General features: G+C 68.9%; 12 protein-coding genes and 1 riboswitch. Of the genes, 9 read left to right on the top strand and 3 right to left on the bottom strand.

All coding sequences use genetic code 11. The annotated features are described in order from the left end of the window. Nucleotides 1-16: 16 nt before the first annotated feature. Nucleotides 17-109: riboswitch (glycine riboswitch) on the bottom strand. 225 nt (nt 110-334) lie between these two features. Further along, nucleotides 335-1,447, top strand: coding sequence for an alanine dehydrogenase (gene ald, locus ACIQF0_RS35355; RefSeq protein ID WP_401036981.1), 1,113 nt, complete (start codon nt 335-337; stop codon nt 1,445-1,447). 54 nt (nt 1,448-1,501) lie between these two features. On the opposite strand, the gene ACIQF0_RS35350 is transcribed toward ald, so the two are convergent. Together ACIQF0_RS35350 and ACIQF0_RS35345 are read right to left on the bottom strand one after the other, a co-directional pair. Beyond that, complete coding sequence (locus ACIQF0_RS35350; protein ID WP_401036978.1) at nt 1,502-2,182, bottom strand: TetR/AcrR family transcriptional regulator; 681 nt, start codon at nt 2,180-2,182, stop codon at nt 1,502-1,504. A 9-nt stretch (nt 2,183-2,191) separates the two neighbouring features. Continuing rightward, nucleotides 2,192-3,640 (bottom strand): MFS transporter, encoded by a 1,449-nt coding sequence (locus ACIQF0_RS35345; RefSeq protein ID WP_401036976.1) that lies wholly within the window; start codon nt 3,638-3,640, stop codon nt 2,192-2,194. A 449-nt stretch (nt 3,641-4,089) separates the two neighbouring features. Here ACIQF0_RS35345 and ACIQF0_RS35340 point away from each other — a divergent pair, with 449 nt between their 5' ends. The 8 genes from ACIQF0_RS35340 (at nt 4,090) to ACIQF0_RS35305 (ending at nt 15,742) form a co-directional block, all read left to right on the top strand. Beyond that, nucleotides 4,090-4,272: a hypothetical protein gene (locus ACIQF0_RS35340; protein WP_045312139.1), complete on the top strand. Its 183-nt coding sequence runs from the start codon at nt 4,090-4,092 to the stop codon at nt 4,270-4,272. Beyond that, nucleotides 4,272-4,709, top strand: a complete 438-nt coding sequence (locus tag ACIQF0_RS35335) for a hypothetical protein (protein ID WP_360047280.1) — start codon at nt 4,272-4,274, stop codon at nt 4,707-4,709. The genes ACIQF0_RS35340 and ACIQF0_RS35335 overlap by 1 nt, the downstream gene beginning before the upstream one ends. A gap of 22 nt (nt 4,710-4,731) precedes the next feature. Further along, complete coding sequence (locus ACIQF0_RS35330) at nt 4,732-5,688, top strand: ABC transporter ATP-binding protein (protein ID WP_401036973.1); 957 nt, start codon at nt 4,732-4,734, stop codon at nt 5,686-5,688. After that, the gene (locus ACIQF0_RS35325) at nt 5,688-6,560 is read left to right on the top strand and encodes a hypothetical protein (RefSeq protein WP_360047278.1); all 873 of its coding nucleotides are present in this window, start codon (nt 5,688-5,690) and stop codon (nt 6,558-6,560) included. Before ACIQF0_RS35330 ends, ACIQF0_RS35325 begins: the two co-directional genes overlap by 1 nt. A gap of 26 nt (nt 6,561-6,586) precedes the next feature. Then, nucleotides 6,587-10,324, top strand: coding sequence for an ABC transporter ATP-binding protein (locus ACIQF0_RS35320; RefSeq protein ID WP_401036970.1), 3,738 nt, complete (start codon nt 6,587-6,589; stop codon nt 10,322-10,324). A 339-nt stretch (nt 10,325-10,663) separates the two neighbouring features. Further along, nucleotides 10,664-11,482, top strand: a complete 819-nt coding sequence (locus ACIQF0_RS35315; protein WP_401036968.1) for a hypothetical protein — start codon at nt 10,664-10,666, stop codon at nt 11,480-11,482. 305 nt (nt 11,483-11,787) lie between these two features. Continuing rightward, a complete protein-coding gene (locus tag ACIQF0_RS35310; RefSeq protein ID WP_360047275.1) occupies nt 11,788-15,483 on the top strand; it encodes a multifunctional oxoglutarate decarboxylase/oxoglutarate dehydrogenase thiamine pyrophosphate-binding subunit/dihydrolipoyllysine-residue succinyltransferase subunit in 3,696 nt (1,231 codons plus the stop codon). A 79-nt stretch (nt 15,484-15,562) separates the two neighbouring features. Further along, nucleotides 15,563-15,742: a DUF6104 family protein gene (locus tag ACIQF0_RS35305; protein WP_030471325.1), complete on the top strand. Its 180-nt coding sequence runs from the start codon at nt 15,563-15,565 to the stop codon at nt 15,740-15,742. 35 nt (nt 15,743-15,777) lie between these two features. Here ACIQF0_RS35305 and ACIQF0_RS35300 read toward each other — a convergent pair whose 3' ends face one another. After that, nucleotides 15,778-16,770 (bottom strand): aldo/keto reductase, encoded by a 993-nt coding sequence (locus tag ACIQF0_RS35300; protein WP_360047273.1) that lies wholly within the window; start codon nt 16,768-16,770, stop codon nt 15,778-15,780. Nucleotides 16,771-16,822 lie beyond the last annotated feature (52 nt).

Raw genomic sequence — 16,822 nt, 5'->3', positions numbered from 1 at the left:
CGCCGTGCAGAGTTGCCTACCCCGAGCGGTCTTGCTGCCTGAGAGTGTGCGGGAGCTTGCCCCTTCGGCGCCCCGACCGGTTCGTCGAGGTCTCTCCCACTCGGGTTCTGACGCTTGCGCGCCGCGGCCGGTGTTCAGTTCTCGGCGCGAACGCTATGTGCGTCCCCCGCCGAGTGTCAACGCGGGACGGTCGAGTGGAACGCGAACGAGGCTCAGGTCGCTCTGTCCTAGATGAACAACCAGAGGGTTACCGGATAGTGCGATCCGCACAGTGACATGACCTTCCGACTGGCCCACATTATGAGATGTCGGCCCACCGAACGGAGGAGTCATCGTGCGGATCGCAGTTCCTCGCGAGATCAAGAACCACGAGTACCGCGTCGCTCTCACGCCTGCCGGTGCGCACGAACTGACCAGCCGCGGCCACGACGTGTACGTCGAGCAGGGCGCCGGTCTCGGTTCCGCCATCACCGACGAGGAGTACCTCGCCGCGGGCGCCAAGATCCTCCCGACCGCCGACGACGTGTGGGCGGAAGGTGACCTGGTTCTCAAGGTCAAGGAGCCGATCGCCGAGGAGTACCCGCGTCTGCGCGCCGGTCAGACCCTCTTCACGTACCTGCACCTCGCCGCCGACCGGCCGCTGACCGAGGCGCTGCTGGCGTCCGGCACCACGGCCATCGCCTACGAGACCGTGCAGCTGCCGAACCGCTCGCTGCCGCTGCTCGCCCCGATGTCCGAGGTCGCGGGCCGGCTGGCTCCGCAGGTCGGCGCGTTCTCGCTGATGAAGCCCTCCGGTGGCCGCGGCGTGCTGCCCGGCGGCGTCCCCGGTGTCGCCCCGGCCCGCGTGGTCGTCATCGGCGGTGGCGTGGCCGGCGTCAACGCCGCCACCATCGCCGTCGGCATGGGCGCGGACGTGCAGATCCTCGACACCAACGTCGACCGCCTGCGTCAGATCGACGCCCAGTTCCAGGGCCGCCTGCGCACGCTCGCCTCGAACTCGTTCGCCATCGAGCAGGCCGTCCGCGAGGCCGACCTGGTCATCGGCGCCGTGCTCGTCCCCGGTGCCGCCGCCCCGAAGCTCGTGTCGAACGCGCTGGTCGCGGACATGAAGCCGGGTTCGGTGCTCGTCGACATCGCCATCGACCAGGGCGGTTGCTTCGAGGACTCCCGCGCCACCACGCACGCCGAGCCGACCTACGAGGTCCACAACTCGGTGTTCTACTGCGTGGCGAACATGCCGGGCGCCGTCCCGCGCACCTCGACCTACGCGCTGACCAACGTGACGCTGCCGTACGCGGTCGCGCTGGCCGACAAGGGCTGGGAGAAGGCGCTCAAGGACGACCGTTCGCTCGCCTTGGGCCTGAACGTCCACGCCGGCCTGCTGACCAACGGCCCGGTGGCCGAGGCGACCGGCCTCGCGCACACGCCGCTGGAGACCGTCGTCTAAGACCAACTGAATGAATGAGGCCCCCGCACGCGTCAATCGCTGCGGGGGTTTCGCCTATCTGAGCGCCTCGACGCGCGCCTTGATGCCGTCGATCACGCAGTCCAGTCCGAACTCGAACTGTCCCTCCAACGACCACAGCTCCGGTTCGTCCAGCATCCTCACGTAGTTCGGGTGCTTCTCCCGGTACAGGTCCGCGATCTTCGGCAGGTCCGGCGGCGGCGAGTCCATCCCACCGCGCGCCACGAAGTTGACCTCGGCGATCGCGTACCCGATGGCGAAACTGGAGATCGTCGAGATCGACCGCGCCGCCGCGGGCAGGGACAGACCTGCCCGCGTCATCGGTTCGAACATCGCGTCGCTCATCGCCACGGCCTTCGGGCCGATGCTGTTGAACTCGCCGATGCCCCTGACCCACCACGGGTGCTTGTGCGCGAGATGACGCATCGCGTGCATCATCGCGCGCACAGCCGTCTCCCAGTCGTCCTCGGGGCCCGGCAGCGGGAACTCGCCGTAGATCTCGTCCAGGCAGAGCTCGATCAGCGCGTCCTTGGTCGGCACGTGCCAGTACAGCGACATGGGCGCCGCGCCCAGTTCCGCCGCGAGCTTGCGCATGGACAGCTTCTGCATGCCGTCCCGGTCCAGCATCTCCAGCGCCTTGCGGACGATCGCCTCCCGGCTCAGGCCGAGGGGCTGACCGCTGCTGGGCCTGGGCTTGCCGAACCACACGCTCTCCACAGGCCGATCCTAAGCACGCCGCAGCAGCACGCTGGCCACAACACCTCCCAGGAACACGGCGATCGCCCCGATCACGAGACTCACGCTCATGCCGTTGGAGAACGCCTCGCGCACGACCGTGATGTCCGCACCGCTGTGCAAGGCCTCACTGAGCGACCGCCCTGGTACACCGTCCGGCAACGACGCCACGAACCGTGCCGACAGCAGCGCGCCCAGTACGGCGATGCCGAACGAGGAACCCAGCTCCGTCAGCGTGCCGGACAGCCCGGACGCGATTCCGGCGCGTTCCGGCGGGATCGAGCCCATCAGCGCGTTGACCGCAACCGGTTGGGACACACCGACACCCACGCCGATGAGGATCAGCCCGGCCAGCGTCGGCGGGTAGGTCGTGCCGATCGACAGCAGCGCCACGCCGCCCGCGACGATCGTCATGCCCAGCAGCATCGCCCTGCCCGTGCCGAGCTTCATCACGAGCTGTCCCAACGTGTTGCTGGTGACGAGCAACGCGATCGCCATCGGCGCCACCCGCACACCCGCCTCCAACGGGCTGTAGCCGAGCACGCCCTGAAGGTGTTGCGTCAGCAGGAAGAGCGAGCCCGCCATGCCGAACGCCGCGAGCACGCCCGACGCCACCGCGCCGGTGAAGCGGCGGTTCCGGAAGAACCCGAGATCGAGCATCGGATCGGCGGTGTGCCGTTCCCACAACGCGAATCCGGTCATGGTGATGAGCCCGATCGCCACGGGGACGCCGAACTCGGCCGAGCCGAACCCGTGCTCCGGCACCTCGATCACCGCGTAGACGATCGACACCATGCCGATGATCGACAGGATCGAGCCGAGCACGTCCGGTTTGCGCACGGTCGGGTCCTTGGACTCCGGCACGAGCAGCGCGACGGCCGCGATCGCGAGGATCGCCACCGGCACGTTGATGAGGAACACCGAGCCCCACCAGAAGTGCTTGATCAGCGCGCCACCGATCACCGGCCCCGCCGCGAAGCCGAGACTCGTGACGGCGGCCCAGATGCCGATGGCCTTGGGGCGTTCCTTGTCGTCGAACAACTGCATCAGCACGGCGAGCGTGCCGGGCATCAGCACCGCGGCGCCGATCCCCATGAAGCCGCGGGCCGCGATCAACGCCTCGGACGAGCCCGCGTAGGCGGCGACCGCGCTACCGGTGCCGAACAGCGCCAGGCCCACCAGAAGCGCGCGCTTGCGGCCGAACCGGTCGCTCAGCGATCCGGTCGTGAGCAGCAGGCCCGCCAAGGCCAGCGAGTAGGCGTTGATCATCCACTGGATGTCCGCGGTGCTCGCGTCCAAACCCGTCGAGATGGACGGGATCGCCACGTTGAGCACGGTGTTGTCCAGCACCACGACCATCACGGACAGACAGAGCACGCCGAGCACGGCCCAGCGTTGGGGGTGCGGGTGCACCCCCACCTTCTCGGTCGTCGAAGTCATCGTTCCTCCCCCTTACGGTGTACGAGGAACTTACAGCGTACGAGAGGGCGGGGCGCAACGGATTTCGCGCAGAGCGTGCGCGAAGTACATCCGAAGGAAAAGGAAGAGGGAGAAAGACCCGGGGGCGCGGGGGTGTCCCCCGACAAGCACTGCGGGCTCCGGCGAAATTGGTCGAAGACCAATGAGCACCGGAGCCCGCCACGTAAAGGGCGGCCGCGCTCAACCAGCCTGGGGGTCACTGGGAGCGGGGCCGCCGTGACCAAATATAGCGGGCTTCGGGCAGGCGCGCCCAGCACCCCCACCGAAACGCGACCCAAAAGTTTCCCCGAGTGGACCACTGGCCGCGTCCTGCCCGTCCAGCAAACGAGTGAATTCGGTGTTTCCCGGTGCGGCGAGCAGGGGGTTCGGCCGATGAAGACGGAGTCGGGTGTCCCTCGAAGGGAGATTCCATGGCTGAACCACAGGGATGGATCCACTGCCACGACCCGTTCGGTCGGGACAGATCGATGACCGTTCTGGTGGAGAACGACCGGGTTCTGCTGGTCACGCCTCCTGGCGAGACCGCTGTGATGTCCGCCACTCAGACGCGTCGGCTGGGCTCTTTGCTCGACCAGGCCACGGCGAAGATGTGATGGACGAGACCCTCCGCGACGCGGTGCTGCAACGCCTGGCACTGCTGGACAAAGTCGCAGAGCACGGAGAAGCGGAGGCGCTGGTTCCGTTGGCCCGTGCGGAGATCCACCGCCTGGCGGACGGCTGGCGGCTGTTGCTGACCGTGCACCAGCCCGACGAGGACGGCCGGTGCAAGGCCTGTCCCGGCTGGCTGCGCCGGCGCCGGTGGCCGTGCCAGATCTGGAACATGGCGCACCAGCACCTGATCGGCGAGGGCCTGCCTCACCGCGAGCGGCGCCGGCCGTTGCGCAACCCTTTCACTCGATCAGGTGTCATTGAACTGCCGGAGGAGACTCCGGCCGAGATGACCACCGAACTGCCGATCTTCCGCGACGATCCGTCGGTCGTGCACCGCGCGCCCGTCGTGTCTCGGCCCAAGCACGCCTTGCCGGACTGACGTTTCAGGCAGGATGGGCCGCATGCATGACGGCAGCGGCCTCATCGCGGTCCAGAACCTCTCCAAGCAGTTCGGTTCAGTGACCGCGGTGCAGAACCTGAGCTTCACCGTGTCCCCCGGCAGCGTGACGGGCTTCCTCGGCCCGAACGGCGCCGGCAAGACGACGACCCTGCGAATGTTGCTGGGTCTCGTCAAGCCGACGAGCGGCACGGCGACGATCAACGGACGACCGTTCCACCAACTCGGCCGGCCCGGCCGCGTGGTGGGCGCGGTGCTGGAGGCGCAGGGGTTCCACCCCGCCCGCTCCGCCCGCAACCACCTGCGCGTGTACGCGTCGGCCATCGGCGTGCCGGACGCGCAGGCCGACCAGGTCCTCGGCCTGGTCGGCCTGGGCACCGCCTCCGACCGCAAGGTGGGCGGGTTCTCGCTCGGCATGAAGCAGAGACTGGCGCTGGCCACGGCGTTGCTCGGCGATCCGCAGGTGCTCGTGCTGGACGAACCGGCGAACGGGCTCGACCCCGAGGGCATCGCGTGGCTGCGGACGTTCCTGCAGTCGTACGCGCGCATGGGTCGCACGGTGCTGATCTCCAGCCACCTGCTGGCGGAGGTCGAGCAGACCGTCGACCAGGTCGTGATCATCTCGCGCGGGCAGACGATGTTCTACGGGCCGCTGGACCAGTTGCGGCAGTCGCAGCAACGGCGCGTTCTCGTGCAGCCGTCGGACATCAACGCGCTCGCGAACGCTCTTCGCGCCGAAGGCGTGCAGGTGATCGAGCAGCTGCCGGACGGCAGGCTCGCGGTGTCCGGTGTGGACTCCAAGTACGTGGCGGACTGCGCGTTGAAGGCCGGCGTGTCGATCTACGGCATCCAGGAGGAGCAGGTCGACCTGGAGCGGTTGTTCTTCCAGCTCACCAGTGGCCAGTACGCCGGGCACGCGCCGGCGCCGTATCAGCAGCAACAGCAGGGTGGTTGGGCCTGATGGGCAACCTCGTACAGGCGGAGCTCCGCAAGACGACGACGACCGGCCTGTGGTGGGGTCTGCTGATCCCCACCGCGGTGCTGGCGCTCGGCTGGGGGCTCGCGACCGGTCTGCTGGGACAGTTCTTCGTGGACTTCGCGTCGTCGAGCGACGTGGACGAGGTGTCCGACTTCCTCGGGGTCACGCCGGACCAGTGGAAGATCTCGCTGTTCGGCATGGCGCGGGCGATCAACATCTCCACGATCTTCCCGATGATCTTCGGTGCGATGGCGATCTCGGGTGAGATCAACCGCCGGACGATCACGACGACGTTCCTCACCGCGCCGTCGCGGATGCACTCGATGCTGGCGAAGATGCTGGTGTACGTGTTGTGGGGCGCGATCTACGGCCTCGCGATCATGCTGTTCCTCGGCATCGGCGTGGTGCTCACCAGCGAGTCGGGGCAGCTGCCGGACGCCGGTGGCTGGGCGATGCTGACGCTGGTCTGCGTGCTGTCGTCGATCCTGATGACGATGTTCGGCGTCGGCGTGGGCGCGCTCATCCCGAACGTCGCGGGGACGATCGTGTTGCTGCTGCTGTACTTCCTGGTGATCGAGAACGTGCTGCACTTCGTGCTCGCGTACCTGGAGGTGCCGGCCGTCATCGGCTTCCTGCCGAACGGGTCGATCAACGGGCTCACCGGGTCGGTCTCGGTCGACCTGTTCCTGTCGTCGGCGGGCGTGGTGCCACCGGAGATCGAGGACGTGCTGCGCGCGATCGCCGGTGCCGGCGGGGCGCTCGACTGGTGGTGGTCGGGCCTCGTGTTCCTCGCCTGGTCCGGGATCGTCTTCGCGGGCGGCTGGGCGGTCACGCAGTCCAAGGACATCACCTGACCTGCGGTTTCTGACGTCACACTTTTATGTCGGACCCCGAACGTACTGTGGGTCCCGTGACAAAGGGCTGGATCCGCCGACTGACCGCAGCGTGCTGGCAGCACCCCCGCCTGGTGGTGCTGTCGGTGGTCGCCGCGGTCGTCGGCGTGGGTCTGCAGGCGGCGGGGCCGTTGCTGCTCAAGACCGCGATCGACGACTCGACGGTGGGCCGCACCGATCGGCTGTGGCCGCTCATGGTGGCGCTGATCGTCCTCGAGGTGCTCACGTTCGGGTCGGCGTTCCTGCGGCGCTATCTGGGCGGGCGGCTGGCGCTGGGCGTGCAGCACGACCTGAGGCTCGGCGTGTTCTCGGCGGTGCAGCGGCTCGACGGCGCGAAGCAGGACGAGCTGCGGACCGGGCAGATCGTGTCGCGCTCGATCACCGACCTGCAGCTGGTGCAGTCGCTGCTGATGATGGCGCCGCTGGCCGTGGGCACGGTGGTGTTCGCGGTGGCCGCGCTGGCGGCGATGATCTACCTGTCCGTGCCTTTGACGATCATCGCGGTGATCGTGCTGCCGCTGGTGGCGTGGCTCGCGGGACGCACCCGGCTGACGCTGTTCCCCGCCACCTGGTCGGCGCAGCAGCGGGCCGCGGATCTGGCGCAGCACGTCGAGGAGACCGTCACCGGTGTCCGCGTGGTGAAGGGCTTCGGCCAGGAGGCGCGCGAGGTCGCCCGGCTGGAGAAGCACGCCAAATCCCTGTTCGCGGAACGGATGCGGGCCGCCCGGCTGTCGTCGAAGCCGCTCGCGACCGTGACCGCGCTGCCGTTGCTCGGCCAGGTCGCGGTGCTGGGTCTGGGCGGCTGGCTCGCGTTGCACGGCCAGGTCACGCTGGGCACGTTCCTGGCCTTCACGACGTACGTGGCGAATCTCGTCGGGCCGACGCGGCTGCTGTCGAGCCTGATGGTGTCCGCGCAGCTCGCCCGCGCCGGGGTGGAGCGGGTCTACGAGCTGATCGACTCGCAGCCGGACGTGACGGACGGCCCCGGCGAGGTTCCGGACGGGCCGCTCGGGATCTCGTTCTCCGGCGTGACGTTCGGGTACGCCCGCAGCGAGCCGGTGTTGCAGGACTTCTCGATCTCCGTGGAGCCGGGCGAGACGCTGGCGCTGGTCGGCACGTCGGGTTCCGGCAAGTCGACGGTCTCCTTGCTGCTGCCCCGTTTCTACGACGTGCACGCGGGTGCCGTGCGGGTCGGCGGCGCGGACGTGCGGACGTTGAAGCTGGAGTCGTTGCGCGGCACCGTCGGCGTGGTGTTCGAGGAGGCTTTCCTCTTCTCCGACACGGTGTTCTCGAACATCGCGTACGGCCGCCCGGACGCTTCTCGTGCCGAGGTCGAACGCGCCGCGAAGGCCGCGGAGGCCCACGACTTCATCCAGGCCCTGCCGCTCGGCTACGACACGGTCGTCGGCGAGCGCGGCCTCACGTTGTCCGGCGGCCAGCGCCAACGCGTGGCTCTGGCCCGTGCGCTGCTCTCCGACCCGCGCATCCTCGTGCTGGACGACGCGACGTCCGCCGTGGACAACGCGACCGAGGCGGCGATCCACGCGACGCTGGCCTCGGTGACGGCGCACCGCACGACGTTGCTGGTGGCGCACCGGCGTTCCACCCTGTCGCTGGCCGACCGGATCGCGGTCCTCGACGCGGGCCGCGTGATCGACATCGGCACGCACGCCGAACTGCTCGCGCGCTGTGCCCTCTACCGCGACCTGCTGGCGGGCCCCGGTGATGCGATCGAGTCCGCCGCGCCGGTCCGGGCCGGTGAGCTGTGGCCGGCGCTGTCGCAGGAAGACCTCGACGAACGCCTGATCGCCGAGGCCAGGACCTCGTCTCCCGCCTCCTCCAGCCGCCGTGGCGGCGGCGGGGGCGGTGCCGGCGGCGGGATGTCCGCGCTGGCCGGCGGCCCGCCCACCCCGGAACTGCTGGCCCAGGTCCGGAAGCTCCCACCCGCCACCGAGATCCCGGTGCTGCACGGAGAAGACCCGCGGGCCCCCGATCCCGCCTTCCGCCTCGCCCGCCTGCTGCGCCCGGTCCGCTGGGCCCTGGGCGGCGTGGGCGCCCTGGTGGTGCTGGACGCGCTGGTCGGCATGGGCATGCCGTCGCTGGTGCGCCTGGGCATCGACGGCGGTGTCGTGGGCGGCGCCGAGTCGTCGTTGTGGCAGGCCGTCGTCCTGGGCGTCGGCCTGGTCCTGGTCGGCTGGCTGACCACGGCGAGCAGCACGATCTTCGCCGCCCGCCTGGGCGAACGCCTGCTCTACCTGCTGCGCGTCCGCAGCTACGCCCACCTGCAACGCCTCGGCCTCGACTACTACGAGCGCGAGATGGCCGGCCGCATCATGACGAGGATGACGACGGACGTCGACGCCCTCTCGACGTTCCTGCAGACCGGCCTGGTCACCGCCGTGATCAGCCTGATCACCGTCGTCGGCATCACTGCGGCGCTGGTGTTGACCGACGCGTCGCTGGCCCTGATCGCCCTGTCGGTGCTGCCGATCCTGGCCGTCGCCACGGTGCTCTTCCAACGCCTCTCGTCCACGGCGTACGCGGAAGCCCGCGAACGAGTCAGCGCGGTCAACGCCGACCTCCAGGAGAACGTCTCGGGCCTGCGCGTCTCCCAGGCCTACACGCGGGAACGCCGTTCGGCGGAGGCCTTTGCCGAACGCAGCGACGCCTACCGCCGCACCCGCCTGCGGGCCCAGCGCTACATCGCCACGTACTTCCCTTTCGTGGCAATGCTTTCCGGCGTGGCCCAGGCAGTGGTTCTGGCCGTGGGAGCCCATCGCGTGGCGACGGGCACGCTGACTCCGGGCGTCCTGCTGGCGTTCCTGCTCTACCTCGGTCTGTTCTTCAGCCCGATCCAGCAGCTCTCCGGTGTCTTCGACGGCTACCAGCAGGCCAGGGTGGGCCTGCGCAGGATCGGCGACCTCCTGCGCACGCCGAGCACGGTCGAACCGCCGTCGGCCCCGATCCCGGTCCCACCGCGCCTGCGGGGCGAGGTGGAGCTGCGCGACGTCTCCTTCACCTACGCGGGCGCCGACACCCCGGCGCTGGACAACGTGTCCCTCCACGTGACGCCGGGCGAAACCGTGGCCCTGGTGGGCGAGACGGGCGCGGGCAAGTCCACCCTCGTCAAACTCATCGCCCGCTTCTACGACGCCACGACGGGCGCGGTCCTGGTGGACGGCGTGGACGTCCGCACCTACGACCTCTCCGCGTACCGCCAACGCCTGGGCGTGGTCCCGCAGGAAGCCCACCTGTTCGGCGGCGACCTGGCCGAGAACGTCGCCTACGGCCGCCCCACTGCCACCGAACAGGAGATCCAGCAGGCCACCGAAGCTGTCGGCGCCCTCCCGATGGTCGCCACGCTCCAGAACGGCTTCCACCAACCGGTAGGCGAACGCGGCAACCACCTCTCCGCGGGCCAACGCCAGCTCGTCGCACTGGCCAGAGCCGAACTCGTCAACCCGGACCTGCTGCTCCTCGACGAGGCGACCGCCGCCCTCGACCCCGCCACGGAGTCGGCGGTGCTCGCGGCCAGCGACCACCTGGCAGGAGCCAGAACCACCTTCGTGGTGGCCCACCGCTTGGCGACGGCGGCCAAGGCCGACCGAATCGTCGTCCTGGCGAACGGCAAGATCATCGAACAGGGCACCCACGCCGACCTCTTATCGGCCAACGGCACCTATGCCCGCCTCTGGCGCCACGGCGAAACCCCGGAAGCCGCCTGAACACGGGCTCGCCCGCCGGGCGAGCGGGCGCGGTCACCGAGGCGGGGAACGACGAAGCCGAGGGCGGGCAACCCTGTCCGCCAAGGCAACAGTCACCACCGGCCACGGTCACCGCGAGCCGCTACACCCCAGGCGCCGGGACCGCAGGCACGTGGGACGCGGGCGCCTGGAACACCCACGGGTGGGACCGCTCATGGCGTCCACCCACACGAACTTCGGCAGCTCCACCAGCGCGAACCCCCGCTCTCGCCCCAGCCCCCACCAGGAACCCTCGTCCCCACCCCGGCCCATGACGTAGAACCCAACCCCCAGGCCGGCGAGGTCAAAGGAGCCCAAACCATGCCCACCCGCCCCTCGATCCTCTACGTCTCCAACCTCGCCTACCCGGCCAGAGGCCGCCGCTACTGCGACGAGGACATCTACCTGACCTCGCACCTCAGACAGCACTTCGACGTGGCCGTCTGCCACCCGGAGGACGCCGCGGCCGTGATGGCGAACTTCGACGCGGTCGTCGTCCGCAACAGCGGCCCGGTGATCGACTACCTCACCGCCTACGAGCACTTCCGGGAACAGGCGCAAGCCACCGGCAAGCGCGTCTACAACCCGCTGACCGGCAAGGCCGACATGGCGGGCAAGCAGTACCTGGTCGACCTGACCGAGCAGGGCTACCCGGTCATCCCCACGATCGACCACCCGGACGCGCTGGACCGTCTCCCCGAGGCCGCCACTTATGTCGTGAAGCCCAAAGCCGGCGCCGACTCGCACGGTCTGGAATTCGTCGGCCGCGACGAGGTCCCCGGCAAAACCGGCGGCCTGCTCATCCAGCCCAAGATCGATTTTCGGTACGAGGTTTCGTTCTACTTCGTGGACCACGACTTCCAGTACGCACTGCACGCGCCGGACCCGGCCCAGCGCTGGGAACTCACCCGGTACGCGCCTGCGCCGGAAGACCTGGAATTCGCGCAGCGATTCATCGACTGGAACGACCTCGGCCACGGCGTCCAGCGCGTCGACGCCTGCCGGACCCAGGACGGTGACCTGCTCCTGGTCGAGCTGGAAGACCTGAACCCGTACCTGTCCCTGGACCGGACATCAGACGAGACCAGAGCCGCCTTCACCGCGGCGTTCACGGCCTCGATCAGGCGTTCACTGACCTGAACAGACCGCGGGCAAGATCAATCCGCAGAGCGGGCACCTTGTACCTATCGTGAACTGATCACCGCACTCGGTGCGTATGCCCGTCCAACAGCTCAGTGAGCATTGCTCGAAAGAGAGGAGACGTAGTGAGACGCACATCAAGAACTGCTCAACTGCGGGTGACGCCAGGGCCGTCCTGATCGATCCTGTGACAGAGCACTCCTTGCCATGTGCCTCCAGCGTGTGAAGGCCCGTGCCAGGGGGACTAACCTGACTACCGCATGAGTCAACACCAAGAGCGAGATGGATAGAGGCGAGCGACAGCCGTGTCCAGCAGCAGTCCTGCGTCACAGTTCGGGCCGAACGAATGGCTCGTCGAGGAGATGTACGAGCAGTTCCTCGCGGACCCGTCATCGGTAGACCCGGCGTGGCACGACTTCTTTGCCGACTACAAGCGCGCAGGCGGTAACGGCAGCGCCGCCACGGCCAGCGCGGGTGGCTCCACGGCCACCACGACCGCGACCGTGACGCCGCCGGCGGCCGACAACGGCAAGCCCGCGCCCGCCGCCGCACCCAAGCCTGCCGCGCAGTCGCAGCCGAAGCCGGCGGCCACGTTGCCGTCGACCGGCAAGCCCGCGCCGCAGCAGGCCGCGAAGGCCGCGCCGGTCAAGCCGAGCACGCAGCCCGAGCAGAAGCAGTTGCGCGGTGCCTCCGCCGCGATCGCGAAGAACATGGAGCTGTCGCTCACCGTTCCGACCGCGACCAGCGTGCGTGCCGTGCCCGCGAAGCTGCTGGCCGACAACCGCATCGTCATCAACAACCACCTGAAGCGGACGCGCGGCGGGAAGGTCTCCTTCACGCACGTCATCGGCTACGCGGTGGTCCGGGCGCTGCAGGCGTTCCCGAACATGAACCGGCACTACGCCGAGGTCGACGGCAAGCCGTTCGTCGTCACGCCGGAGCACGTCAACTTCGGCCTGGCGATCGACCTGCCGGCCAAGGACGGCAGCCGCACGCTGGTCGTCGCGTCGGTCAAGGGCTGCGAGAACATGACGTTCACGCAGTTCTGGCAGGCCTACGAGGACCTGATCCGCAAGGCCCGCGGCGGCTCGCTGACCGCGGACGACTTCTCCGGCACCACGATCTCGCTGACCAACCCCGGCACGATCGGCACGAACCACTCGGTGCCGCGGCTGCAGGCCGGTCAGGGCGCGATCATCGGCGTCGGCGCCATGGAGTACCCCGCGCACTTCCAGGGCACCAGCGAGCAGGCCCTCACCGACATGGGCGTCAGCAAGATCATCACGCTGACCTCCACGTACGACCACCGCATCATCCAGGGCGCGGAGTCGGGCGAGTTCCTCAAGCGCGTGCACCAGCTGCTGCTGGGCGAGGACGGCTTCTACGACGACATCTTCGCGTCGCTGCGGCTGCCGTACGAGCCGATCCGCTGGGTCGCCGACATCCCCGAGGGCGCCGTCGACAAGACCGCGCGCGTCATCGAGCTGATCGACGCGTTCCGCACGCGCGGCCACCTGATGGCCGACACGGACCCGCTGAACTACCGCCAGCGCTCCCACGCGGACCTGGACGTGCTCAGCCACGGCCTGACGCTGTGGGACCTCGACCGCGAGTTCCCGGTCGGCGGCTTCGCCGGCAAGGAGCGGATGAAGCTCCGCGACATCCTCGGTGTGCTGCGCAACTCGTACTGCCGCACCGTCGGCGTCGAGTACATGCACATCCTGGAGCCCGAAGAGCGCCGCTGGATCCAGGAGCGCGTCGAGGTTCCGCACGAGAAGCCGCCGGCCACCGTGCAGAAGTACATCCTCAGCAAGCTGAACGCCGCCGAGGCGTTCGAGACGTTCCTGCAGACGAAGTACGTCGGCCAGAAGCGCTTCTCGCTGGAGGGCGGCGAGACCGTCATCCCGCTGCTCGACGCGGTGCTCGACAAGGCCGCCGAGCACGAGCTCGACGAGGTCGTCATCGGCATGCCGCACCGCGGCCGCCTGAACGTGCTCGCGAACATCGTCGGCAAGCCGATCTCGCAGATCTTCCGCGAGTTCGAGGGCAACCTCGACCCCGGTCAGGCGCACGGCTCCGGCGACGTGAAGTACCACCTCGGTGCCGAGGGCAAGTACTTCCGCATGTTCGGCGACGGCGAGACCAAGGTGTCGCTGACGGCGAACCCGTCGCACCTCGAAGCGGTCGACCCGGTGCTCGAGGGCATCGTGCGCGCCAAGCAGGACCTGCTCGACAAGGGCGGCGACTTCTTCCCGGTGCTGCCGGTCGCCATGCACGGTGACGCGGCGTTCGCCGGTCAGGGTGTCGTGGCCGAGACGCTGAACCTGGCGCTGGTCCGCGGTTACCGCACCGGTGGCACGGTCCACATCGTCGTGAACAACCAGGTCGGCTTCACCACCGCGCCGGAGAACTCGCGGTCCTCGAAGTACTCGACCGACGTCGCGAAGATGATCGGCTCGCCGGTCTTCCACGTGAACGGCGACGACCCCGAGGCCTGCTACTGGGTCGCGAAGCTGGCCGTCGAGTACCGCCAGGCGTTCGCCAAGGACGTCGTGATCGACATGGTCTGCTACCGCCGCCGCGGCCACAACGAGGGCGACGACCCCTCGATGACGCAGCCGGCGATGTACGACGTGATCGACCAGAAGCGCTCGGTGCGCAAGACCTACACCGAGTCCCTGATCGGCCGCGGCGACATCACCGTCGAAGAGGCCGAGAAGGCGCTGCAGGACTTCTCCAGCCAGCTGGAGCACGTCTTCAACGAGGTCCGCGAGCTCGAGAAGCACCCCGTGACGGTCAGCCCGTCCGTGGAGGCCGAGCAGCAGATCCCGGCGAAGCTGCCCACGGGCATCTCCCGCGAGACGCTGGAGCACATCGCCGACTCGCACGTGAACCTGCCGGAGGGCTTCACGCCGCACGCCCGCGTCAAGCCGGTGCTCGAGCGCCGCGCGAAGATGGCGCGCGAAGGCGGCATCGACTGGGCGTTCGCGGAGCTGCTCGCGTTCGGCTCGCTCGCGATCGAGGGCCGCAACATCCGCCTGGCCGGCCAGGACTCGCGCCGCGGCACGTTCGTGCAGCGCCACGCGACCCTGATCGACCGCAAGAGCGGCGACGAGTACACGCCGCTGCAGCACCTGTCGGACGACCAGGGCAAGTTCATGGTCTACGACTCGGTGCTGTCGGAGTTCGCGGCGGTCGGCTTCGAGTACGGCTACTCGGTGGCGAACCCGCAGGCGCTGGTGCTGTGGGAGGCGCAGTTCGGCGACTTCGTCAACGGCGCCCAGCCGATCATCGACGAGTTCATCTCGTCCGGTGAGGCGAAGTGGGGTCAGCGTTCCGACGTCGTGATCCTGCTGCCGCACGGCCACGAGGGCCAGGGCCCCGACCACACGTCGGGCCGCATCGAGCGCTGGCTGCAGCTGTGCGCCGAGGGCTCCATGACCGTCGCGGTGCCGTCGACCCCGGCGAACTACTTCCACCTGCTGCGTCGCCACGCCCTCGACGGCGTCGACCGGCCGCTGATCGTGTTCACGCCGAAGTCGATGCTGCGCCTCAAGGCCGCGGTGTCCGGCACGGACGAGTTCATCAACGACCGCTTCCACTCGGTGATGGACGACCCGACGATCAAGGACCCGAACGCGGTCACGAAGGTCCTGCTGTGCAGCGGCAAGATCTCCTACGAGCTGCACGCCGAGCGCGAGAAGCGCGGCGGCGGCGACGTGGCGATCGTGCGCGTCGAGCAGCTCTACCCGGTCCCGGCCCGCAAGCTGACCGAGACCCTGGAGCGCTACCCGAACGCGAAGGACGTCCGCTGGGTCCAGGAGGAGCCGGCGAACCAGGGCGCCTGGCCGTTCTACGGCCTGGCCCTGCCGGAACTGCTGCCGGAGCACCTCGGCGTCATCCGCCGGGTGTCGCGCCGCCCGATGGCCGCCCCGTCGGCCGGCTCGAGCAAGGTGCACGAGGTCGAGCAGCGCGAGATCATCACCCGCGCGTTCGAGTAAGCCAGTCCTGAACGAACGAGCCGCCGGATTCCCTTGGGGTCCGGCGGCTCGTTTTCTAAGCCCTCACAGGAGTTCTGCCATGTACCACACCGATCGCGGCATCGAAGAGCTGGAGAAGCGGCGCGGCGAGGAGGAGGTCACCTTCGCCTGGCTCGCCGACAAGCTCCGCGAGTTCGTCGACGCCAACCCGGACTTCGAGACGCCCATCGAGCGCTTCGCCACGTTCCTGGCGCGCGATGACGACGACTTCGAGGACTGAGCGGCTGCCCGACGGCCTCGGCTGATCCGAGCGACCTACCAGGCGTAGGCCTCCGGGGCCGGCTTCGACCCGTTCGGCGCCGGCGCCGGGAACAGCTCGTCGAGCTTCCCCAACACCTCCGCGTCCAGCTTCAACTCCGCGGCACGCAACGAGTTGTCGAGCTGCTCGGCGGTGCGCGGCCCGATGATCGGCGCGGTCACGCCGTCCTGGTGCAGCAGCCAGGCAAGACCGACGTTGGCCGGGTCCTCCCCGATCTCCGCGCAGAGCTTCTCGTAGGCGTCGATCGTGTCGCGGTACTTCTCCAGCGCGTCCGCGGAACGCCCGGACGAGGACCGGGAAGCCCCACCCTCGCGCTGCTTGCGCAACACACCGCCCAGAAGTCCGCCGTGCAGCGGCGACCACGGGATCACGCCGAGGCCGTAGTGCCGAGCGGCCGGCAGGACCTCCAGCTCGACCCAGCGCGTCATCAGGTTGTAGATCGACTGCTCGGACACCAGGCCGAGGAACCCGCGGGTGCGCGCGGCCTCCTGCGCCTGGGCGATGTGCCAGCCGGCGAAGTTCGACGAGCCGAAGTAGATGACCTTGCCCTGCTGGCGCAGCACGGAGAAGGCTTCCCAGATCTCGTCCCACGGCGTTTCGCGGTCGACGTGGTGCATTTGGTAGAGGTCGATGTAGTCGGTCTGCAGGCGCTTCAGGGACGCGTCCGCGGCGCGGCGGATGTTCAGCGCCGACAGCTTGGTCTCGTTCGGCCAGTCGCCCATGCTGCCGTAGAGCTTGGTGGCGATGACGGTCCGCTCGCGGCGGGTGCCGCCCTTCGCGAACCAGTTGCCGATGATGTTCTCGGTGACGCCCTCGCCCTTCTTCCAGCCGTAGACGTTGGCCGTGTCGAAGAAGTTCAGGCCGTGCTCGTGGGCGCGATCCATGATCGCGTGGCTGTCGGCCTCGGAGGTCTCGGGACCGAAGTTCATCGTGCCGAGGCACAGGCGGGAGACGGACAGGCCGCTGCGACCGAGGTTCGTGTACTCCATGGCTCTTACCCTGCCTCGCGAACAGCCCGTGTGCCACGTGGAGTTGCTCCAG

It is taken from the genome of Lentzea sp. NPDC092896 (assembly GCF_044754905.1).
GTDB lineage: Bacteria > Actinomycetota > Actinomycetes > Mycobacteriales > Pseudonocardiaceae > Lentzea.
This window is presented reverse-complemented; position numbering and strand designations above follow the sequence as displayed.

Bases quoted from the DNA above. Each gene is read 5' to 3' on its own strand.
- ACIQF0_RS35345 (WP_401036976.1), bottom strand. From the start codon at position 3,640: ATGACTTCGACGACCGAGAAGGTGGGGGTGCACCCGCACCCCCAACGC.
- ACIQF0_RS35340 (WP_045312139.1), top strand. From the start codon at position 4,090: ATGGCTGAACCACAGGGATGGATCCACTGCCACGACCCGTTCGGTCGG.
- ACIQF0_RS35335 (WP_360047280.1), top strand. From the start codon at position 4,272: ATGGACGAGACCCTCCGCGACGCGGTGCTGCAACGCCTGGCACTGCTG.
- ACIQF0_RS35330 (WP_401036973.1), top strand. From the start codon at position 4,732: ATGCATGACGGCAGCGGCCTCATCGCGGTCCAGAACCTCTCCAAGCAG.
- ACIQF0_RS35325 (WP_360047278.1), top strand. From the start codon at position 5,688: ATGGGCAACCTCGTACAGGCGGAGCTCCGCAAGACGACGACGACCGGC.
- ACIQF0_RS35320 (WP_401036970.1), top strand. From the start codon at position 6,587: ATGTCGGACCCCGAACGTACTGTGGGTCCCGTGACAAAGGGCTGGATC.
- ACIQF0_RS35315 (WP_401036968.1), top strand. From the start codon at position 10,664: ATGCCCACCCGCCCCTCGATCCTCTACGTCTCCAACCTCGCCTACCCG.
- ACIQF0_RS35305 (WP_030471325.1), top strand. From the start codon at position 15,563: ATGTACCACACCGATCGCGGCATCGAAGAGCTGGAGAAGCGGCGCGGC.
- ACIQF0_RS35300 (WP_360047273.1), bottom strand. From the start codon at position 16,770: ATGGAGTACACGAACCTCGGTCGCAGCGGCCTGTCCGTCTCCCGCCTG.